This window comes from Bradyrhizobium sp. LB8.2, from assembly GCF_040548035.1.
Classification (GTDB): Bacteria; Pseudomonadota; Alphaproteobacteria; order Rhizobiales; family Xanthobacteraceae; genus Bradyrhizobium.
Genome location: NZ_JBEPQV010000002.1, coordinates 206,197 through 227,329 on the forward strand (window position 1 = coordinate 206,197; position 21,133 = coordinate 227,329).

Sequence of the window (21,133 nt, forward strand, 5' to 3'; positions counted from 1 at the left end):
TTCACGCGAAGACCAGGATCGCAAGGATGCCGGCGAGCAGCAGCATGGCGCGGCGGTAAACCGTCAATCCCCGATCGACATCGGCAGCAAGCGGATCGCGCGCACCTTCGTTCAGCCATGGCTCGTTCGTGGTGCTGCCGTGATAGATGCGCGGACCGCTCAGCCGCACACCAAGCGCGCCGGCCATGGCCGCTTCCGGCCAGCCGGCATTGGGCGAGCGATGTCGGCTTGCATCCCGCATCATGCACGACAGCGCCTCCGATCGTTTTGTTGCCAGCAGCGCGAACAGAAATCCGCTCAGGCGCGCTGGAATGAAGTTGGCGACATCGTCGATGCGCGCCGCCGCCCAGCCGAAGGCTTCGTGCCGTTCGTTGCGATGACCGATCATGGAGTCCAGTGTGTTGATCGCCTTGTAGCCCAAGATGCCGGGCAGACCGAACAGCGCGCCCCAGAACACGGGTGCGACAATGCCGTCGGATGCATTCTCGGCGAGGCTCTCGATCGCCGCGCGCGCGATGCCGGCCTCGTCGAGCGTCAGGGGATCGCGGCCAACGATGCGCGAGACCGCGTCGCGTGCGGCGGCGATATCACCGGCCCGCATGGGATTTGCGACGGCAGCAACGTGGTCGAGCAAGGAGCGCAAGGCGACCAGCGGCCAGGCCAGGACGCCGACCAGCACGACCTGGATCCAGCCCAAGGGAAGCAAGGACTGAAGCGCCCAACCGAGCGCGACGGCGAGCGCGATCACGACGAGTGCGCCGGCAACGCCCGCGGCCCGGCGAAGCGCCGGCGGATCGGACGCGCGATTCCAGGCGCTGTCGATGGCAGAGATCAGCCGGCCCAGCCAAGTGACGGGATGGCCGATCCGCGCGAACAACCACGACGGCCAGCCCAACAGGGCATCCACCGCCATCGCCACGACCATCGCACCGGCAAAACCCACGCACGCCTCCTGTCCCGCCCCTGTTGCGCAAACCCCGGCCGGAGCGCAAGCCCCCGGCTGGCGGATTTCGGCTTTGTCTTTGCCCAAGTTTGGTGATTAGTGCTGGCCGACAGGAGACTTTATGGCCGTCATTTTGATCACCGGCGGAGCACGGTCGGGCAAGAGCAAGCGTGCGGAAATGCGCACGCGCTCCTTTCCCGGGCAGCCGGTCTATGTCGCAACGGCCGAGGCTCTCGATGCGGAAATGGAGGCGCGCATCGCCAAGCATCGCGCGCGCCGCGGAACCGACTGGATGGAACGCGAAGTGCCGCTCGATCTCGTGCCCGCGCTCGTCGCAACCGACGGCGGCGGCGCAAGGCTGGTCGACTGCCTGACGCTGTGGCTCTCCAACCTCATGCATGCGCAGCGCGACTGGGAGCGCGAGGTGAGCGAGCTCGCGACCGCCTTGTCCCGCCTCAAGAGCCCCGTCGTCTTCGTCACCAATGAAGTCGGCCTTGGTATCGTGCCCGACAACGCGTTGGCGCGCAGCTTTCGCGATGCCGCAGGGATCATGAACCAGACCATCGCGGCGTTGGCCGACGAGGTCGAGTTCGTCGTCGCCGGCCTGCCGATGAATCTGAAATGACGCCGCGCGCCGAGCTTCTGCGGGACATCATCGCCGATCTCAGGATCGCCGTGTCCTTTGTCACGATCCTGCCGGTGGCATCGTCGAAGCCAGCCGGCGACGGGGCCATCGCGCGCGCGACCTGGGCGCTTCCCGTTGCGGGGCTGGCGGTCGGGCTTACCGGCGGTTTGGTTTATGCAATCGCCAGCCGGTTCGGACTGACACCGAACCTTGCCGCCCTGCTCGCGCTGGCCACGACCGCGCTCGTCACTGGCGCGCTGCATGAGGACGGCCTCGCCGATACTGCCGACGGGCTCGGCGGCGGCCGCACCCGCGAGCGCAAGCTCGAGATCATGCGCGACAGCCGGATCGGGACCTATGGCGTCTGCGCGCTGATCCTGTCGTTCGGCCTGCGCTGGAGCGCGCTCGCGGCGATCGCCAATCCGTGGGCCGTCATGCTCGCACTGTGCGCTGCGCACATCGCGGCCCGCGCGGGCGTGCCGGCCTTCATGTCGCAGGTCACCCCCGCACGAACTGACGGCTTGTCGGCAAGTGCGGGATCTCCGCCGGGCCGCAGCATTGCCATCGCCATCGCTGTTGGAACCCTCGCGCTCGCGCTCGCGCTTGGGCCGGGCAAGGCGCTCGTCAGCCTGATCCTGCTCTCCCTCGCCGGCCTGATGCTGGCGCGACTTGCCATCCGCCAGATCGGCGGGCAGACCGGCGACATCCTCGGCGCGTTCGAACAGAGCGGCGAAATCCTCATTCTACTGGTGGCGGCATCCTTCCGGATGGGAGGCTGATCATATGGTCGAGTTCGACGGCACCTTCCGTCAGCACTTGCGCGAACTATTCGTGTGGCGCCGCGACGTGCGCCGCTTCCGCAACGATCCTTTGCAGGACGGCGCCATCGATCGCCTGATCGAGACGGCCTGTCTCTCACCCTCGGTCGGCCTCAGCCAGCCCTGGCGCTTCGTCATCGTCGATGACGCCGCACGGCGCCGAGCCGTGATCGACGACTTCAAAGCGTGCAACGCCGCCGCGCTGAATGCCTACGCCGGTGAGCGCGCAGCGCGCTATGCCACACTGAAATTGTCGGGTCTCGAACAGGCCCCCGGCCACCTCGCCGTGTTCGCCGACAAGGCCAGCGACATCGGTCACGGCCTCGGCCGCGCAACGATGCCGGAGACGACGGAATATTCCGTGGTTGCCGCAATCACCGCGATGTGGCTGGCCGCGCGCGCCGAAGGCATCGGGCTTGGCTGGGTATCGATCCTCAATCCGGATCGCATCCACGCCATTCTCGACGTGCCGGATACCTGGAAGTTCATCGCCTATCTCTGCATCGGCTATCCCGAACTCGAATGCGACCAGCCCGAGCTGGAGCAGGCGAAATGGGAGCAGCGCCGCGGCGCGGAAGAATTCACGCTGCGGCGTTAAGCGCGTCCCCCATACGCCCTACGACTTGCTCCTGCCGGCAATTGCCGCCACCGGCGCGGGGCTTTCCTGCTTCTGGAACATCAACAACGGCCGGAGAATGACGCGGCCATAGGCTTCGTAGTGGTTCTGGGTCGAGACGGCCATCTTCAGCGGCGTCGCGTAATTGGCCTCGAACGTCAGGAACGACGCGTAGGTCCAGGAAAAGCCGACGCCGACCGAGCCCAGTTCGGTGATGCCGGGAAATGTCGAATATACCGCGCCCCAGTCGGTGAAGATGTAGGTGTCGAAACCCCTGAGCCATTGCGACCAATTGTAGTGCAGCTCGGCGTTGAAGTAGTAGCCGCTGTCACCGGACGCCGAGTTGGAGGGATAACCGCGCACGGTGGTGGGGCCACCGATCGAAAAAATCTGGTCGCCCGGCAGCAGCTTTTCCTGCGTGTATTGCCAGCTCGCCAGCACATTGGTGCTGAAATTCGCCGGGCCTGCGGCGCTGGTCGCGATCAACGAGCCGGTATAGGTGTTGAACGCGCGGTTGTTGCCAAGCACATGGTCTTGCCACTCGATGTAGTTCACGGCCGGCGAGACAGTGATCGAATAGGTGTTGCCGGAATTGGTCACCGAGAGGCCCGCCGTGGCCTTGTCGTAATGATCCTGGGTCACGGCGACCGTGGCGAAGCGGCTGACCGTCTTGCCCTCGGTCTCCGCCGCGTTGAGCAGCACCAGCCAGTTCTGCGTCACCCAGACCGGTTGGCTGAAATTGACCGCGGCCTGGCTCGAGCGTCCGGTGACGTCGAGCGCGACGAACGGGCCCTGGATGATCTTGATCTTGCCTTCGGTGTAGCTGACACCGACGCGGCCACCCCAGGGATTGACCGGAACGCTGTAGGCGGCGTTGCCGTTGAGATTACCGTCGGAACGGACACCGTAGAAGGTCAAGCGGTCGTCGACGCCGAACAGACCGTGGCGCTTGTAGAAGGCCCCACCCTCCCAACGCCCGGTGTTTTCCGCGCCCTGGTTGTCGGTGAAGAGCTGCAGGGTGTCGATCGGCGGCTCGATCACCGCGAACTGGAGATCGGTCAGGCCGAAGCTCGTGCCGGGCTGGAGCAGCGCCTTGATCTGCACGTCGTTGGTTCGGTTGAACCAGATCACATCGCGATTGAGTTTTGGAACGTCGAGGACCTCGCCTTCAGGCTCCTTCACGCGCTGAAGGATGTAGTCGGTGCGCGTCTGCTTGTTGCCCTCGATGGTCGTCTTCTGGAGCCGGCCTTCGGTCAGCTTGACGCGGACGATGCCGCCCTTGGCATCCTGCTCGGGCAGCGTCGCTATGCCCGTGACGATGCCGCGCTCGGTGTAGATGGCATTGATGTCGGCGACGAGCTGCAACAGCGAGGCGATGTCGACGTTCTTGCCGACATACTTCTTCGCGATCTCGTCGAGCTCGGCCGGCGTGATGAACTTCGAGCCGTCGAACTCGACCTTGCGCAGGCGGAATTTGGGGCCGCCCGGCTTCAGGAGCTGGGACTTTTCCCGCTCACCGCCGATCACCGCCGGCCCGTTGAGCTTCGGCGGCGCGCTCTGCTGTTCGAGCTGCCGGCGCTGCCGGTCGACGTCGTTCTGGATCACGCCGGGATTGATCGAGGGCACCTGCGCGCGTGCGGGAGCGATGCAGCAAGCTGCCAGCCCAACCCCAAATGCTGCCCCCAGAATCCGCATTCCAAATCCCGTTACCATGCCTGTGCCAGACAGCCAATCGCCGGCCTCGCCGTCTCGACCGCCGCATCCTTCCAGCCCGTGCGCCCCACGCGCTGCCCCTGGCGGCGCAGCTTGCGCATGTCGTTCAGTCCTTCGATGTTGACGGCCGGGCCGGACCCGACGGTCTCGACCGGCCGCGGCGTCAGCAGCGCGTCGAGCCGCGCCTGGCCTGACAGACCGAGCAGGTAGAACGTCCCCCCGTCCTTCTTCGCGAGCCAGGTCTCGATGCTCTCCTTGCCCTCGCCGTCAACCGGGATGTTGCGCACCATGCTCGCGCCGGTGAAGTCGTTGCAGCAGGTGTGGGTCGAGCCGTAGTTGGTGACGGTCGCCGAGACGTCGCCGGTGTAGAACACCACATAGGCGTTGCTGACATTGGCGTTGCCGACCTGGCTCATCGTGAATACGCCGCCCGGCTGATAAAGCTGGAGCGACGGCCCGTTCGTCGGTGCCGGCGAACGGTTGTCCAGCAGCACCTGCTGGGTGGCGGTGGTGAGCATGAGCTGGCCCGGCACATAGCCGTTCAGGATCGTCACGGAGTGCGCATCGGTCAAGAAGTTCGCGTCCACCACCCTGAACTGGTTGATGATGATGGTGTCCGGATCGATCGAGATGTTGGCGTATTTCGCGGTACCGCCATTGTAGCCGGTGATGTTCATGATCAGAGGAACCGACGGGTTCGAGCGGACCTGCTCGCCCTTGACGTCCATGGTATCGGCGGCGAGGTCGAGCTCCTTGACCACGCTGACCCAATTGATGGTCAGGTCGCCCGACGAAATCAGCTTGATCACATTGCCGCTGATCCGGTCGAACGAGACCCCTCCGGCCACATCGAAATGCGTATCGCCGTTGGCGGAGATCGATCCGCCGCGGAGCGAACCGGTGTCGGACTTGACGTCGATGCCGCCGGCATCGCCCGGGATCCCCGTCGTGGTCAGCTGGCTGAAGACGATGTCGTCCACGGCATGCAGGGTCTGCGTGCCGCCGCTGGTGGCGGTGCCGAGCGTGATCCCTCCAGCCGTCGCAGTGATGCCGAGCGTGCCGCCGACGTTGAGATTGTCCCACCTGACAACGGTGCCCTGCAGAAGCGCGTTGCCGGTCGAAGCCGTGAGGTTATGACCAGTGTTCGCGCCCGCCGCGAGCAGTCTTGCCGAGCCGTTGGCCGAGACCGAACCCAGCGTCGTCACGCCGCCCGAGATCACCGTCTGCGCCAGGATGAAGCCGTTATCGGCCGTGACATTGATGTTGCCGACGTCGCCGCTGTAGCCGGTTGCCGCGAGCGACTTGAACGTCACGTTCTGGGTGGCGTGGACCGTCTGCGACCCGCTGCTGTCGGCGGTGCCGATGACGATGCTGCCGTTGTTCGCCACGACGCTGAAGGAGCCGCTCGCGCCCGCCGCCGTGCCCGCCAGCACCTGGTCGAGCGTCAGGCCACCGGTGCCTAAGATGTCCACGCTGCCCTTGACCGCGGAGAGCAGGCTCGCCTCGGTGTCGGTCAGAGCCTTCAGGTAGATGCCGCCGGCACTCGTGCTTGCCGACAGCCGCGCGGCGCTGAGGATGAACCGGCTTGTCGCGTTGCCGATGCCGTTGGATGCGCTCAGCGCGACTTCGGCGCCCGAGCCGGGCGCGACGAACTTGGTCTGACCATCGCCGTTGTCGATGATCGCCCCCAGCGAGGCGACGCCGCCGGCGGTGACGATGATCGAAGGCGCGTTCGAGGCCGCCGCATAGGACAGCGACGAATTCAGCTGGCCGATAGTCGCGTCGCCGGTGGTGGTCACGGAGATCACGCCGGCCGCGTTGATGGCGGTGTAAGCTCCCATCGACAGTGTCGCGGCCACCAGTGTCACTCCGTCCGAGCTGCTGGCGGCCGTCACAGGCGCCGTGCTGGTGCCGGCCGCGAAAGTCATGCCGCGGTTGGCAAGCAGTTGCATCGGGCCGCCGCTGGTGATGTCCGCATTGATGGTGAGCGCGCCGCGCGGAACGTTCAGCGTCAGTGCTCCGCCAGCCGTCAGCGTTCCATAGGTGCCGCTCGTGCCGACCACGAGATCGCCGGTGACCGCGAGGATGCTGAGATCGCCGACCGCCGAGCCGGTCACGGCGCCGGAGATATTCACCTGCACGGGCTGGAAGGTCGAGCCGTTGAAGCTGATGCTGCCGCCGGCACGCAGATCGAGGTCGGTGCCCAGAATGTGGATCGCGGTACGGTCTGAGAAGCCGGATTCGGCGTAGATGCCGCCGGTCGCCGCGAGCTGAATTGCATTGCCGGCGGCAATGTTGCCTAGGATGAGATCGCCGGTGGTCTGCTTCACATAGATGCCCTGCGCCGACGAGACCTGGTCGAGCTGATCGTTGCTCGGATCGGCGAACGCGATCTGGATCGCGTTTGCATTGGCTGCGGGATTGCTTCCGGCGGCCCCGGGGGCACCGACATTGCCGTGCTCGGCGATCAGGGTCAGGTTGCCGATATCGCCGGAGATCACGGGCGTACCGGTCACGCCGGCGGCGGCGGTGATGCTGGTCACGGCGTCGAGCTTGACGTCGCCACGGCCGGTCACTTCGATGCCGTTGGCCTGCGCGGCCGCGATCGGGCCGTAGTTCGCAGTGACGCCGCCGAGTGTAAGGCTGTTCTTGCTGCCGAGATAGACATTCGTCAGCGACTTGGCCGAGATCGCGATCGGGTTGTCGACAACGACGAGGTTCTGCTGCGACAGGCTGACCGTATAGGTCACGACATGGGTCGTCGGGTCGGTGACCGCGCCGACAGTGAGCTGACCGGGGCCGGCGGTCGCGAGCAATCCCCTCTGCTCCGTCGTCAGCGACGAGGAATCGACGCTGGTGAAAGTGAACGTCTGGGGCGCGGCCGAATTGCCAACCGAGCCGCGCGGCGCGTAGAGCATGATCTGGTTGGCGCTGACATTGGCCACGACGTTCTCGTCGATCGGCGGCGGTGCGGCGCCGACGGCCGACGACGAGACGGTGTAGGCGAGCTGGCTCTGCGTCCATTGTGAGCCCGCCGTGATGATGCTGTAGACCGTCTCCGTCGATGCGAGCGTGTAGGTGTAGTTCGCATTATAGGCGTTGAGCGCCGTTTGCAGCGCCGTATTGCTCGGCAGGCGCTGATTGGCTGTCGTTACGCCGTCGAACAGCTTCGTGAACAGGGTCGACGACAACGAGCTGCCGAACACGGTCGCCAGCGGATCTGCCGGTGCGGTGCCGAGCAATGTCGTCAGCGAGGTCTTGAGCTCGTCGGTCGTGATCTTGCCGAGCAGGAACTGATCCCTCAGGAACCGCGTCGTGGCCTCGACCTTCATGTCCGTCGTCGAGACGTTCGCGGGATCGATGCCGAGCTTGGCGGCCACTTGCGCCCGCAGCACCGTCAGCCCCACCGAAGTCGGGTTGTAGGTGCTGCCGTTCGTGAACGCGATGTTCTTGAGCTGGAAGTAGTCGTTGTAGGCCGACGTCACCATCGACTGGTAGCTGTTGACGGCGTTGGTGGCGGCGTTGCCGCTGAGTAGGTCGAGGCTGGCCCAGACATCCTGCAGATGCTGGCTCTGCGCCTGGGTGAGACCAACCGCTGCCCTTCCGTTCAGGATGCTCGCCTGGTTGCCGTCCGAGCCGGCGGCCTCCAGGAACACCGGGCCGCCGCTCGACTGGACCGTGCCGAGGCGCAAATCGCCCTTGGACTGCACGATGTAGGTGCCGGTGGCCGAGGCGCTGTCGAGAACCCCGCCGTCGACGCTGCCGCCGGCCTGCGTCGTGCCCGTCGCCTGGATCACCAGCGGATTGATATTGGTAAGCGTGCTCGCGCCATTGACGACGCTGCTCGTCGCGCCGATCGCGCCGGCGGTGGAGTTGATCTCGACGTTCTTGCCGATCACGACGGGGTTGGCGACGTCGTAGGGCGAGGCCGAGTTGATGTCCCCGGTCGCCGAGATAAAGACACTGCCCTGCGGCGTGCTGCCCGCCGAATTTACCTTCACCTGATTGATCGAAAGCGAGCCGATGGCCGCGATCGCGATGTCGTGGTCGATCGAACTCGCCGTCAGGCTGCCGCCATAGACCTGCACCTGGACGGGAACACCGTTCGCGCCGATCGTGCCGATGCCGCCGTCCGCCGAGAGAATTACGCTCCGGCCCGATATCATCGGGTTGTTCGCGTTCGTCCCGCTGGTGATGGCCGAATTGGCCCCGGTGGCGTTGACCGTCGTCGTGCCCGAGAGGTTGTTGATCGGACCGTTGACGACGATGCCGGAATTCGAAGTAACCAGAACCGTGCTGTTGCCGCCGCCGCTGAACGAGATGTTGATCGGGTTCGACGCCTTGACCGTATTGGTCAGCGTCAGTGTCAGGTGATCGTAGATCTCCTGGTACCAATTGTACTGACCGTCCGCGCCGCAGCACTTCTCGGGATGGGTGTTGCCGCCGCCGGTGTGATAGGAACCGGTCGCGGTAACGACTTCCTGGAAGTTCGAGGTCTGTGGGCCAGTGCTGCCGCCGCCGCCCTGGGCCTGCTGCACGTCCGAAACCAGGCTGATGGTGCGGGTCCAGTTCTGCCCGGTGGCCGCGTTGGGCGTATAGTGCCAGCCGTAGTCGAACTGCGTCGAGTCCGTCGGACGATCCAGCGTAGCCGTATCGACCCACTGGTAGAACATGTTTGCCTTGGTCGCGTACTGGATGCCTGCCGTGCCACTGAGGCTGGTCAGCATCGTGTCGGTGTACTGGCTCGCATTGACGCCGCTCGTTTGATACGTCGACACCTGCTGGCCGCCCGCAGCGGAAGGATTGTAGACGTACCACGTCGTCTGCTGCTTGAGCTGATCGACGATCTCGATCACGCTCGGTGCGCTGACGCCGGTATTGATGGTGTTGGTGACGAGCTGCAGGCCGGTTGTGTTGTTGACCGTGATCGAGCCGGCGCCACCTTTGACCGCGATAGTGCCCTGGGAGACACCATCCTGGGTCGACGTCGAGATGATTTTGCCGTTCAGATAGACGTAGCCGCCCGAGCCCTGCACCACGCCGTTCACGAGGATCTGGTCGGTGAGAGCGTTGTACTTGACCCCGATCTTGATGTCGCCTGCGGCCTCCGTCGTCGCGGAGGCCGTGATGTCGTAATAGCTGCCGTTCCGCGCGTTGACCTGGGCCTGGGCAAAGTCCGCGCCCGCATTGCGGCTCTTGAGGTCGTTGATGGCGGTCAACGTGGTGCCGCCGATGTCGACCGAGTAATCGCTGCTCGTGCCGCTCTGGATCGTGCCGTTGATGTTGATGACCCCCGCCGAGATGATGATCGCCTTGCCGAAGATGAAGGGCGCGTTATCCGGCGGGTTGGTCCCCGTGGGCGCGGTCGAGCTCCAGTTCGAGGACGCGTTCGATTGCGCGGTCCTCGGCGTGATCACGTCGGGCTGGATATTGACGACCTGGAAATAGGCAGAGCACCCCGCGCAATTGAATGGCGAGTAGAACGTGGACGTGTGGTTGGTGGTGGTGGTGTTGCCCTGGGAATCTGTCGAGGTCGTGGTGTAGTCGTAGGTCGAGTTGCTGTAGACGCCCTGGCCGGTATAGGTATCCCGCTCCCACGGCGCGGTGGTGATGGTCTGGCGCGTCGGCCCTTCCATCTGCCCGAGCACGGTGGTGCTCCCAACGCTGCCGGCGTTGGGGTTGCCGCTACCCGGCGCCCCCGATCCCATCGGCAGGAAGATCGCCGAATAGAGCGACAGGCCGTCGTAATACAGTTCCAGCATGCGCGCAGTGAAGATCGTGCTGTTGGCGGCCGTTTGCTGAACGCCGTTGTTGCCGTCGACGCAGCAGTAGTAGAAATACGGGTGACCGGCTCCCCCTGCGATATGCGGAGCGGTCGCGTAATCGCCATAGGCGCCGAGATAGGTCGCCGCCGCCATCACCGCCGTCAGCGTGTCGTCGTCAGCCGGCTTGAATTCGACGCCGGCCCATTGCGAGAGAACATCGTGGTTGGAGGTGTAAAAGCTGCCAATGCCGCCGAGGAAGACGAACGAGCCGTTGGGCGCCACCATCTGGACGGTCGCGGCATTGAGTGACTGCGACGCGACGATGCTGCCGAGATTGTTGGTGATCTTGAGCAGGCCGTTCTCGTTGTTGACGACGCCGTCGAAATAGATGTCGGGCGTGCGGGTCAGCTGGTTGCCGTTCTGGTCGACGCCGAGCCCGCTGGAGGGATCCAGGCGGTTGTAGGTGGCCGAGATGTCGATGATCGGCGTCGCGCTCGGCGTGGCGGTGAAGGTCACGTTGGAGTGCGAATCCGGGTCGACATGGTCGATCTGGCGGTAGGTGATGTTTCCTCCGGTTACATTGGTGACCGTGAGGTTGGCCAGGTCCATGAAGTCGAGACCCCTGTTCTCGATCTTGATCATCGGCGAGCTGCGCGCGATCACCGCCGGCGCAGTCGGATTCGTGCCGCTGTTTCCAGTCAGCTTCTGCGCCAGGATCGAGACGTTGCCGGCGGACACCAGCATATCGCCGAATGCGAAGGCATTGCCGGTGGAGTCGGAGGTGTACGGCGCCTGCTGGATCAACGCGTTGATCTGGCGCTGGAAGTCGCCGGTCGGATCGGTGCCTGACGGCGACATCGTGGCGGGCGCCGCGGGCGTCGCCGCCGCCAGCTGTGAGCGAATTTGCGTCTCGGTCAGGCCGGTCAGCGTGACGAGCTGGTTGACGACGCTCTGGTAGGGATTGAAGCCGCCGACGATGGTGTACTGGACCACCTGGTGGTTCCAGCTCATCATCGGGTTGAAGTGGTCGACGTCGGCGACATATTCGAGGGTAGGTGTCGACGAACCGCCGGACAGCAGTGACGAGTAGGGACTCGTCGTGCTCGCGGTCGGCGTGCTCGCACCTATGTCGATCGTAATGGTGATATCGTTGTTGATGCCCGCCACCACCAGGCCATTGAGCGCGACATCGCCGGTTCCGCTGGTGTGGCTGTGGTTATCGCTGTTCTTGGCGCTGAAGATGTCCAGATACGGATTGTAGTTGCTGCCGTTGCCGGAGGCCGTGACCTGACCCTGGGTCGCTCCCAGGGAAATGTTCTGTACGCCGAGCACGCTCGAGGTGTTGGCGAGCGTCAGGCTTGTGGTGTCATCTGCATTGGCCGTGCCGCGGTAGAGCGTCGAGATCGGAATCGCGGTGTTGTTGTAGACAACCGTCGTTGCGGTTGCCTGCACGCTGCTGAAGATGATGGTATCGCCCGACATGCCGGCAAAAATGTTGATCTGGCCCCAGGCCTCGACCTTGGCGTTGTTGCCGACATTGACGGCCTGGTTGGCGTGCACCCAGGTGTTGGTGCTGGCGCCGACGCCGGCGATCGCGCCGTAGAGGCTGGCATTGGCATTGTTCGCCGCCGCCATCTTCGCCGCCGAACCAATATAGATCTTGCCGACGCTGAAGAGTTCGCGGGCGTTGATGTTGACCGCGAGCGTGGCGTTTGCCGTCATGTTGGATTCGGCGCCGCCGCCCGCGAAGAAGCTGGCCGTGGCCAGGCTGGCAGTGTCGTTGGTGTTCAGCGTGTTGTAGGCCTCGATGTTGATCACCGCCGCCGAGGTCCGCGGATCGCCGTTGAGGCTCAGGACCGTGCCGGAGCCGATGTTGGTGGTGACGGTCTGGGTGACATGGGAGTCGCTGAGTGCGGCAGCGCCTGAGAACGTGCCGCCGGAGCCCGAACGCGCGCCGCCACCGGCCTGGTTGACGATGTCGTTGGAGATGACGACCATGTTGCCGCCGGCCGAATTGATGATCAGGTGGTTTCCGATCTCGGCAGTGGTGGTCGAGTTGACGTCGTTCTGCGCCTTGCCGGCGGAGACACCGGCCGTGGACGCCTGATAGGCGTCACCGCTGGCGGCATAATTCGTGGTGTGCTTGGCGTTGATGCTGAGGCCGCCGAAATAGACCGTGTCATCCGTCGTGCCACCGTCGAACCGCGCATCGGTCACGGCGGTCGAACTCGTGGTTGCGACCGCAGCGGCGCCGGCGTAAGTGCCGCCCGCGCCGACCGTCGCGTTGGAGACGTTGGTATCCTTGCCGGTGGCCGTGATCTGGAGGATACCGGTGTAGTCGGTGTGATTCAGATGAGCCGCGTCCATATCCACGGGCGCGCCCAGATAGGCGTAAGTGTGCGCGCTCGACGACGTCTGGGCGACGGTCGCACCCAGCGCCAGGAACCCGGTCGAAAGGCCGGTCGCCTGGGCGTATTGGCTGCTGTCATTTTCGGCCGCAATGACCACGTCGCCGTTGGGAAGCGTAATCCCGGTGCCGCCGTACGCGCTGACCGTCGCGTTCTCGGAAGCCATGGCCAAGCTGCCCTGCGCGCCGATCAGCGAGCCGCCGCCGCCTGCGAGCGCCCAGGCATAGGTCGTCGTGCCACTGGTCGGGACCAGCGCCATGGCGGTCACGGCGAGCGCACCGCCCGAGAAGACGGCATTGTCGCCGACATCGGCCGTGACCATGGCTCCGACCGTGGACTTGGCGACGGCGACGCCGACCGCGCCGCCGCCGACCGAGACGCCGATCGCGGTGCTCGACAGATTGGGCGTGATCGACGCCGTCACGAGCGTACCGACGCCGGCCGCGGAGGTCGTGATCGAGGAGCCCGAACCGATCTCCGCAAGCACCGTCGAATTTTCGTGAGCCTCGGCGTCCGCACCGACGCCGGCGACGATACCGCCGCCAAGCGCCGTCGAGGTCGTGGTCAATTGGCCGGCGCCGGACGCGCCAACCGCCAGGGTCGAAGTATTGACGACGGCGTCGTCAAGAACCTTCGCCGCGACCGAGCTCGATCGTCCCGCGGTGGCGATCGAAGCGCCGACCGCCACGGCACCGCCGGTGACGCCGCCCGTGAAGACGACCTGGGTCGACGAGTCCAGCGCCATGACGGCGACGCCGTCGCCGCCCGTGCCGGTGATTTGGCCGCCGAGCTGCGCGGTCACGGTGTTGGCAACGTTGCCGACCGCCACGGCTGCGTCGGCGCCGAAGTAAAGCGCGGCACCGCCGGCGATCGCCTCGGTGTCGATGGTCTTGCCGGCATAAGGTCCGGTGCCGGCGTCCTTGACCACCGCAGCAACAGCCACGGAAGGCGCGGATACGACCGCGCTCAGATTGGCCAGCACGCTGCTGCTGACGCTGGTGTAGCCGATGCCGGCACCGATACCGACGTTCTTCGCAAAGCCGGCGCCGAGCAGATACATCTTGGCCGCGTTGGCGCTGGTGGCGGCGACATTGACCTGCGTGCCCGTGACGTTGCCGCCCGCGATCTGCGCCGTGACGCCGTCATTGCCGCCGGTCAGCACGCTGCTGACGTCGTAGGTCGAGGTCACGTTGGCATTGTTCGGATTCCCGGCGGTGCCGCTCGCGACCGCGTCGCTGCCATGCGAAGAATTGGTGCCGGCGTTCACCGACGCGATGGTACCGTTGCCGCCCTGATTGAGCTGGCCGGTCTGCTCGCCCTGCGTATCCGGATCGGCGGTATTGGTGCCGATGATGATGACGCCGACGGTCGCACCGATGCCGACGCTGCCGCCGATGCCGGCGGTGACAGCGTAGGACAGCACCTCCTTGGTGCTGAGCGCGCCGACATTGATCGCGCCGGACGAATTCAAATTGCTGTTGCGGCTTTCCGCAATGGTCTGGCTCTTGAAGACGATGACGTTCGCCGCGGCACCAACGCCGACGCCGCCTCCGCTGGCCCCGATCGCGAGTGCACCCGCGATTTCCTTGATCGCCACGTCCTCGTTCGCGTTGATGGTGACCGCGCCGGCCGCGCCGCCCGTGGGCGATTGCAGCGTGGTGTCGTAGACGCCGGCGATGGTGGTGTTGTTTGCGATCTCGATGTTCGCCATGCCGGCGATCGCCGCCGTCCCTGTCGAAAGCGCGCCGCCGACTGCATAGGCCTCGAAGCGGTTCTTCGTTTTGGCCTCGACGTCGAGCGCGCCGGTCAGATTGACCGCGGTCGTATGCGCCGCGCCGTTGCCCTGGTAGTGGAATTCGTCGCCGACATAGGCCTCGGTCCGGTTCGCCGAGACCTGGACCAGAAACGCCGCGCCGATCGCGGCCTGGCTGCCATAGGCGCCGGAGCCGTTCGCGGAGAAGATGCCGGTGTTGTTGTTGGCGTTCACCGTCAGTGACGCGGCCGTCAGCGCGCCGCCGTCGACATAGGCTTCCGTCGTGGCCTGGAACACGTTCAGCCCGACCGAGCCGGTGTTGAACCCGATCGCGATCGAGGACGCGTCCTGCTCGGCGTTGGCCTTCACGGTGACGGCGCCGACCGTCGGGCTCGGCGACTGGACGCCGCCGACGGTGGCATTGGTGATGTAGGCGCGCGTGTCGCGCGACATCGTCGTGCTGATGATCGTGGCGCCGCCGCCGCCGTTGCCGGTGGGCGGAATGATGCCGGCGCCGAGCGTGCCGGAATAGGAGAAGCTCGACGCGGCCACCTCGATCTGCGGCGCCAATGTCGAGGAGGTCAGGCGCGTGTCGATGGCTGCGCTGTCGATATAGGCCCTGGTCGCCCCGCTCATCACATTGGTGATCGGGTTGATCATGATGGCGATGCCGCTGCTCGCGGCGAGCGACGCAACGTTGGCCACGACCGCCTGGTGCGAGCTTGCCACGACGGCGAGGCCGCGCAAAGCGTCCTGGTTTTCAGAGAGGTCGGGCGTGCTGTCGCTCGGCGCCTGGGCGGCGCCGAGATCGAAGGCATGGACGAGCGTGCCGTTGTTGACCGACAGCGCATCGGTCGCGCTGGTTCCGCGCGCATCGACCTTGGTATTCGCCCCGCTGATATAGGCCGCGGTGGCCCCGGTGATCTTGTTGGTCACCAGCGAACCGGCGCCGCCGCCCGCGCCCTTGCTGATCGACACGGCGCCCGCGAACACCGCCGCCTTGTCGTTGTTGCCGGCGATCACGGCAACGTTGTTGGCGGCGATCACGTCGGCGCCGTTGATACCGTTGGTGCCCGCAGCGGTGATGTTGGCGGTGACGTTGGTCCCCATCAGATTGGTGGCGACCGAACCGGCCAGGCCGACCTGCGAGGACATCGCGATACCAACGGCGATGGTCGAGATACTGGCGTTCGAGTTCGCGCTGACGGCGACGCTGCCGGAGGCGGTCAGCTTGGAGCCGGTGACGCCGGCGCTGACATTGTTGGCGATGCTGCTGTAGACCAGCGCCAGGCCCGCGGCGCTGCCTTGCGTCGAGGCGCCAGCGATAGCGGCGGCTCCGGTGATGCTGGAATTGTCGCTCGCGCTGACGGAGATGTTGGAGGCCGTCACGGTCGATTGCGTCGGGTCGGACTGGTTGTTGCCGATAGCCGCCGTAACGGTATTGGCGATCGAGCTGATCGTCATGCCGCCGACGCCGGCAAACTGGCTGGTCGCCAGGCCGAATCCGATCGTGACCGACTGGATCTTCGTGGTGTCGAGCGCACTCACACTGACACTGCCGAGGGTCGACATCCGGACGTTGGCGATATAGGCCGAATGCGTCGTCGCGATGGTATCGTACACCATCGAGGCGCCGACATTGTTCTTGCCGGCCTGGATGGTGCCCGCAACGGAGACGATGCTGGCGCCCGGACCGTTACCCGTGCCACCGTTGAGCGCCGCCACGCTGAAATCGATGCAGTTCTGCGTGCCATTGCCGGCGGCAGCCGTGCACGTGTCCGATGCGAGATGATTGTTGTTCGACTTCTTGACGAGATTTCCGAGCGCCGTATCGAGGTCCGACACAGCGCCGCTGTCCGCCAGCACCGTCACGCGCCCGACGTTGATGTTCACCGTCGAGCTGCTGCTGATATAGGCCGTCGTCGTGGGCGTAATCTCGTCGACGACGATCGCACCGGCAAGCCCGTTGCCCCCTGCCCCGCCCGTGGCCGCACCGGCGGCAATGACGCTGGCGCTGTCGGCCAGCACCAGCAGACTGTCATAATTCGAGATCGACGTGCTGCGGATATGCGCGTCGGTGGCATTGCCGCCCGCGGGATCGGCAATCGACGCGTAAGTCAGCCCAATGCCGACACCGGCCTTGCCGCCGGACACGTAGAGCGAGCCGCCGCCGATTGCGATGTTCGTAGTCTGGTAGGCATCGACCTCGATCGCGCGATTGGTCCCCGTCGCGTAGCCCGTGATGGTCGAGCTCTCGATATAGGCGTTGGCGCTGTCCGTCATGATGCCGACCGACCCCGACAGCGCGGCCGCATTGGCTGACGTTCCGCCCGCCACGCCGATGGCGACGACGGTTTCCGACCCGCCATTGAGCGCCTGCACCGTCACAGACATCTGGTTCTGCATCGTGGTGCCGTAGATATAGGCGAGCGTGGCATTGTTGGACATCGCAGCCGCGATGGCGGCGCCGATCGCGGCTCCCTGAGACGACGACCCGGACATGTTGGCCGCGGCGGAGCCGGAGCCGTTGCTGAGGATCGTGTCGTTGAGCGCCTGCACGATCGTATTCGTGTTCACCGCGGTCGCCGTGGTGAATTTGTTGACCGACGTATTCCTTACATAAGCACTGGTTCCGAGCGAGACGTCGCTCACGGACGAGCTGCCCGCAAGGTCCATGGTGAAGCCGCTCGTGCTCGATCCCGAGCCCGAGCTGATCTTGTTTGCAGCCAGCGCAATCCCCGCCGGCCCGCCGGTCGCGGCGGCACCGGCGGCGCCCGCCTTGTCGGCGAAGCTGGACAATGACGGTTCGGAAATCGAAGCCGCGACGGCCGCTGCCGTGATCCGGCCTGAGGTGGTGGCGCTGATCGTGAGGTTGTCGGCGTTGACCGAGCCGCTTCCGCCGCTGTTGCCGGCAAACGGATCGTCGGTGCTGAACGGCCCGGGCCGGATGTCGGAATGATTGTCGCCGATATAGGCGGACGTATCCATATTCGCGCCCAGATAGGCAACGGACAATCCAACCGCCGAACCGCCGCCGACATTGACCGCGCCGGCGATCGTCACGACCGACAGATCCTGCTGCGCCAGGATGTTGAGGGTCGGAGAAAAGACGCTGGCCTGGCTTGAGATCGAGGCGTGCGTCGTGTTGTTGAGGAAGCCGAGCGAGGTGATGCCGTTCAGCGCCAGCGCGCCGGCGGCCTTTCCGGACGACGGCGCGACGGCGATGAACTGATCCGAGGTGATCGCGTTGACGGCGATGTCGTCCGCCGCCCGCAGCGACGCACCGTCCGAAACGCCGGCGATCGTGCTGGTGTTGAACTGGACGAAATTGAGCGAGCCGCCCACCGAGGAGCCGCCGGACGTGTTGCCGGGCAGGAAGCCGAGTGTACCGACATTGCCGGCGGCGTCGATCGACGCCGTCGTCGTCGTCGCCGCGATCTGGATGCTGGCGTCGTAGGTGTGGACGTCGCCGTTGTTCACCGTCGCGGACCAGCTGCTGCCGCAAGCCGCCGTGCATGTCGCGGTCAGGCTGGCGCTGCTGGCCACCCACGCCGTGGTGTCGTTGTTCACGACGAAATGGTTCATCGAGCCAGCGACGGCGGCGGTGTCGCCCGCGTCGGCCGTGGCGTTGGCATAGCTGGTCAGAATGTTGCCGCCGACGCCGAGATTGCCGTTGAGGTGACTGAGAACCTCGGTCAATCCGTCCCACTTCAGCCAGGTATTGGTGATCGGCATCCACGTGCTGGTGTCGACGGCGATGTTGGCCGCATTGATCACGGTGCCGCCGCCGATATAGGCGTTCGAATTGTGGTTGAAATTGCCCCATGCGACCGCGGCGCTGATCGCGACTCCCTCGCCGCTCGTGGGGTCCGAGGCGATCGCAGAAGCCGTGGCGTTGCTGCGCACGCCGCGGTCGACGAGAGTGCTGACGACTGCGACATTGCCGCTGACATAGAGGCTGGGCGCGCCGCCGCTCGGATTCTGCCCGATCGACGCGGTGGCGTTTTCGGTGCTGTTGGCCAGCGACAGCGCGGCGGCGGCCTTCAGATCGAAATTCACCGGCATCAGCGGGATCATATGCTGGGCGATGATCGAACCCGGGCTGGCCGTGGAGACCATGAAATCCTGGATCGCGCCGATCACGGCCGGCGTACCGACGATGGTCGAGGCCATGGTCGAGTTGCTCGTGGTATTCGACGTCGCCTCGACCATCACGGAGCCGTTCATCCGGGACGACGCGCTGGTGCCCAGTGACGAGCCGAGCTTTGCGGTGGCGGACGTGGTGACGTCGCTGATGGCGAGCGCCCCGCCGATGCCGCCGCTCGCGTTCGGCGTGCTTAGCGCGACCGCCGTGGCACTGGTCGAGAACGAGTTGTTGTTGATCGCACGTACCGTCAGCGAGTTGCCTGATGCAATCACGTTGCCGACGGAAAGGTTCGCACCGGTCGCGACATTGGCCGAGGTCGAGACCGAGCCGGTGGAATAGGCAACGGTCGCGACGAATTGCGCGCTGGACGTCGCCGCGACCGCAGTCACGTTCAGCGTGGCGTCATTGATGGCGTGGATGTTGAGGTTGCCGCCCGCGCTGATCGTGGCGCCGGAGGCCACGTTGGTGGTGACGTTGCCGTCGAGCTTGCCGACGACCGCGGCGGCGCCGATCGGCGAGCCGCCGAGCAAGGTGCTCGCCAGCGCCGGATCCTGCGCCGTTTCCGAGCCGTGCGACGTGATGTCGACGTTGCCGGCGCCGTTGATGTTGGCGTTGCCATTGATGTTGACCACCGCCGTGGCGCTCGCGGCCACATAGCCGCCGTTGAGGCCGAGCAGCGAGGCCGCAAGCGTGGTGCCGACCAGCGTGAAGAGGCCAGGGACCGAGCTCGTGAAGCTCGATGTCGCCGTCGAGGTCGCGCCGATCGAGATGTCGCCGCCAGTGATCTGGCCATCGATCGTGATTCCAGTGGTCGCGGTGGCTTGGCCCGACAGCTTGGTGTCGTTCGCCGTCGCCGTCAGCGTGACACTGCCGCTGGTGTAGGTCGTTCCACTAATATTGATCGCCTGGGCGAGAATCTTCGCTCCGTTGACGATGCTGATGGTCGGCGCGTCGATCTCGACATTGATGGCGTTGCCGACGGAATGAGTCTTGGCGGCGTCGAGGTTGCGGGCATCGATCACCGCATGCGCGGCCAGCGTGACCGAATGGTCGGCCTGAACCAGATAGGTGCCGCCAGCGCTCAGCGCCGCGATGGCGTTGGCGACGGACGTGTTCCCGAGGGTTACGCCGGCGTCGCCCTGGCTCATGTCGCCGATCACCACATCAGTCGGGTCGATCAGCAGCGTGCCGGCCTGGCCGTTGGGCGCGGCAAGGTTGATGGTAACACCGCTGCCCACGTCAATGACGCCGTTTCCGCTCAGCTCGACCAGACCCGCGTTGCCCGCTTTCGAGCTGGCATTGATCTTGGCGCCGCTCTTGACGGTCACGTCGTTGCCGGCCTTGACGAGAACGCCGCCGGCATCCGCAGTCTTGCTCGCCGTGCTCAACCGCGCATTCTTGCCGAGCTCGGCCTTGTTGCCGGCCACAACGGTGATGCTGCTCGGCGTCGTGCTCTTGCTGCGTGCCGTCAACCGTCCGTTCACGGTGGCGTTGTTGACGGCGCCGATGTGAATCGAGCCATTGCGCACGGTAATCGCCGCGGCGCTGCGCAGCCCCTTCGAATTGACCGAGGCGGAAAATTTGGCGGCGTGATCGAGATTGGCGATGTCGCGCTGGCTCGCGCCCCCGCCGACGAAGATGTTCTGCCCTGTCAGGCGGACACCGTCCTGGGCGTTGATCCGGCCGTAAATACGGATATTGCCGTCAGGCGAGACCGGGAACGACCCCGCCATCAGATTGCCGACCGCCGAGCCGTTGATCTGGCCCCCCGCGCCGATCAGGCTGTCGGTGAACTCGCGCGTCGGTGTCGAGACGTTGAGGCTGCCGACGTTGACCGTGCCGCTGCGGCCGACCACGAAACCCTTGGGATCGGCGAAATAGACGTTACCGCCGATCGCGCCGTTCATGTAGGAGTTCAGTGTGCCGTTGACGTAGACCGGAGCGTCGCGAACGATATTGACGAGATTTTGCGTCCCGGTCGGCAGCTGCAAATTGACGGTGTTGCCCTGGCCGACGCTGAACTGCGAGAACGAGTTGAAGGCGTTGTTGCCGGACACTGTCGACGTCGTGACGTTGGTTACGCTGCCGGAGGTTTGAAGGCTGGTCCCGGTGCGGCCGTCCGGCGTGATCACGTTCGCCGGCTGCGCCTGAAGGCGGACGCTGAACACCGGCAGGAAGACCATCTGCATCGCACAGAGCAGTGACATCGAACGGAAACGCGCAAGTCGGCGCAGCGTCAGCTCGTCATTGTCTCGCTTTGCAGATGGTCGGCGCATTTCAGATCCTCTTCATCGGCATTGGCGCCGATCCACAACCGTGTGGGAGAATGTCGTGGAAACGTTCCG

At 65.3% G+C, this 21,133-nt stretch carries 6 protein-coding genes; 3 read left to right on the plus strand and 3 right to left on the minus strand.

The features are described from left to right. Nucleotide 1 precedes the first annotated feature (1 nt). The gene (gene cbiB / locus ABIB06_RS03405; protein ID WP_354044249.1) at nt 2-943 is read right to left on the minus strand and encodes an adenosylcobinamide-phosphate synthase CbiB; all 942 of its coding nucleotides are present in this window, start codon (nt 941-943) and stop codon (nt 2-4) included. Nucleotides 944-1,064: 121 nt separating this feature from the next. Here cbiB and cobU point away from each other — a divergent pair, with 121 nt between their 5' ends. From cobU to bluB, 3 genes are read left to right on the plus strand one after another with little or no spacing between them, the layout of a single operon-like run. Next, nucleotides 1,065-1,568 carry a bifunctional adenosylcobinamide kinase/adenosylcobinamide-phosphate guanylyltransferase gene (cobU, locus tag ABIB06_RS03410; protein ID WP_354044253.1) on the plus strand — a complete coding sequence of 168 codons (504 nt, stop codon included), beginning with the start codon at nt 1,065-1,067 and terminating at the stop codon, nt 1,566-1,568. Beyond that, nucleotides 1,565-2,347, plus strand: a complete 783-nt coding sequence (gene cobS, locus ABIB06_RS03415) for an adenosylcobinamide-GDP ribazoletransferase (protein ID WP_354044256.1) — start codon at nt 1,565-1,567, stop codon at nt 2,345-2,347. The genes cobU and cobS overlap by 4 nt, the downstream gene beginning before the upstream one ends. A gap of 4 nt (nt 2,348-2,351) precedes the next feature. Further along, nucleotides 2,352-2,984: a 5,6-dimethylbenzimidazole synthase gene (gene bluB / locus ABIB06_RS03420; RefSeq protein ID WP_354044259.1), complete on the plus strand. Its 633-nt coding sequence runs from the start codon at nt 2,352-2,354 to the stop codon at nt 2,982-2,984. Nucleotides 2,985-3,002: 18 nt separating this feature from the next. On the opposite strand, the gene ABIB06_RS03425 is transcribed toward bluB, so the two are convergent. Together ABIB06_RS03425 and ABIB06_RS03430 are read right to left on the minus strand one after the other, a co-directional pair. Then, entirely contained in the window at nt 3,003-4,697 is a 1,695-nt protein-coding gene (locus tag ABIB06_RS03425) for a ShlB/FhaC/HecB family hemolysin secretion/activation protein (RefSeq protein ID WP_354044262.1), read from the minus strand. Nucleotides 4,698-4,708: 11 nt separating this feature from the next. Beyond that, complete coding sequence (locus tag ABIB06_RS03430; RefSeq protein WP_354068445.1) at nt 4,709-21,064, minus strand: leukotoxin LktA family filamentous adhesin; 16,356 nt, start codon at nt 21,062-21,064, stop codon at nt 4,709-4,711. Between the last annotated feature and the right edge of the window lie 69 nt (nt 21,065-21,133).

Bases quoted from the DNA above. Each gene is read 5' to 3' on its own strand.
- cobU (WP_354044253.1), top strand. From the start codon at position 1,065: ATGGCCGTCATTTTGATCACCGGCGGAGCACGGTCGGGCAAGAGCAAG.
- cobS (WP_354044256.1), top strand. From the start codon at position 1,565: ATGACGCCGCGCGCCGAGCTTCTGCGGGACATCATCGCCGATCTCAGG.
- bluB (WP_354044259.1), top strand. From the start codon at position 2,352: ATGGTCGAGTTCGACGGCACCTTCCGTCAGCACTTGCGCGAACTATTC.
- ABIB06_RS03425 (WP_354044262.1), bottom strand. From the start codon at position 4,697: ATGCGGATTCTGGGGGCAGCATTTGGGGTTGGGCTGGCAGCTTGCTGC.
- ABIB06_RS03430 (WP_354068445.1), bottom strand. From the start codon at position 21,064: ATGCGCCGACCATCTGCAAAGCGAGACAATGACGAGCTGACGCTGCGC.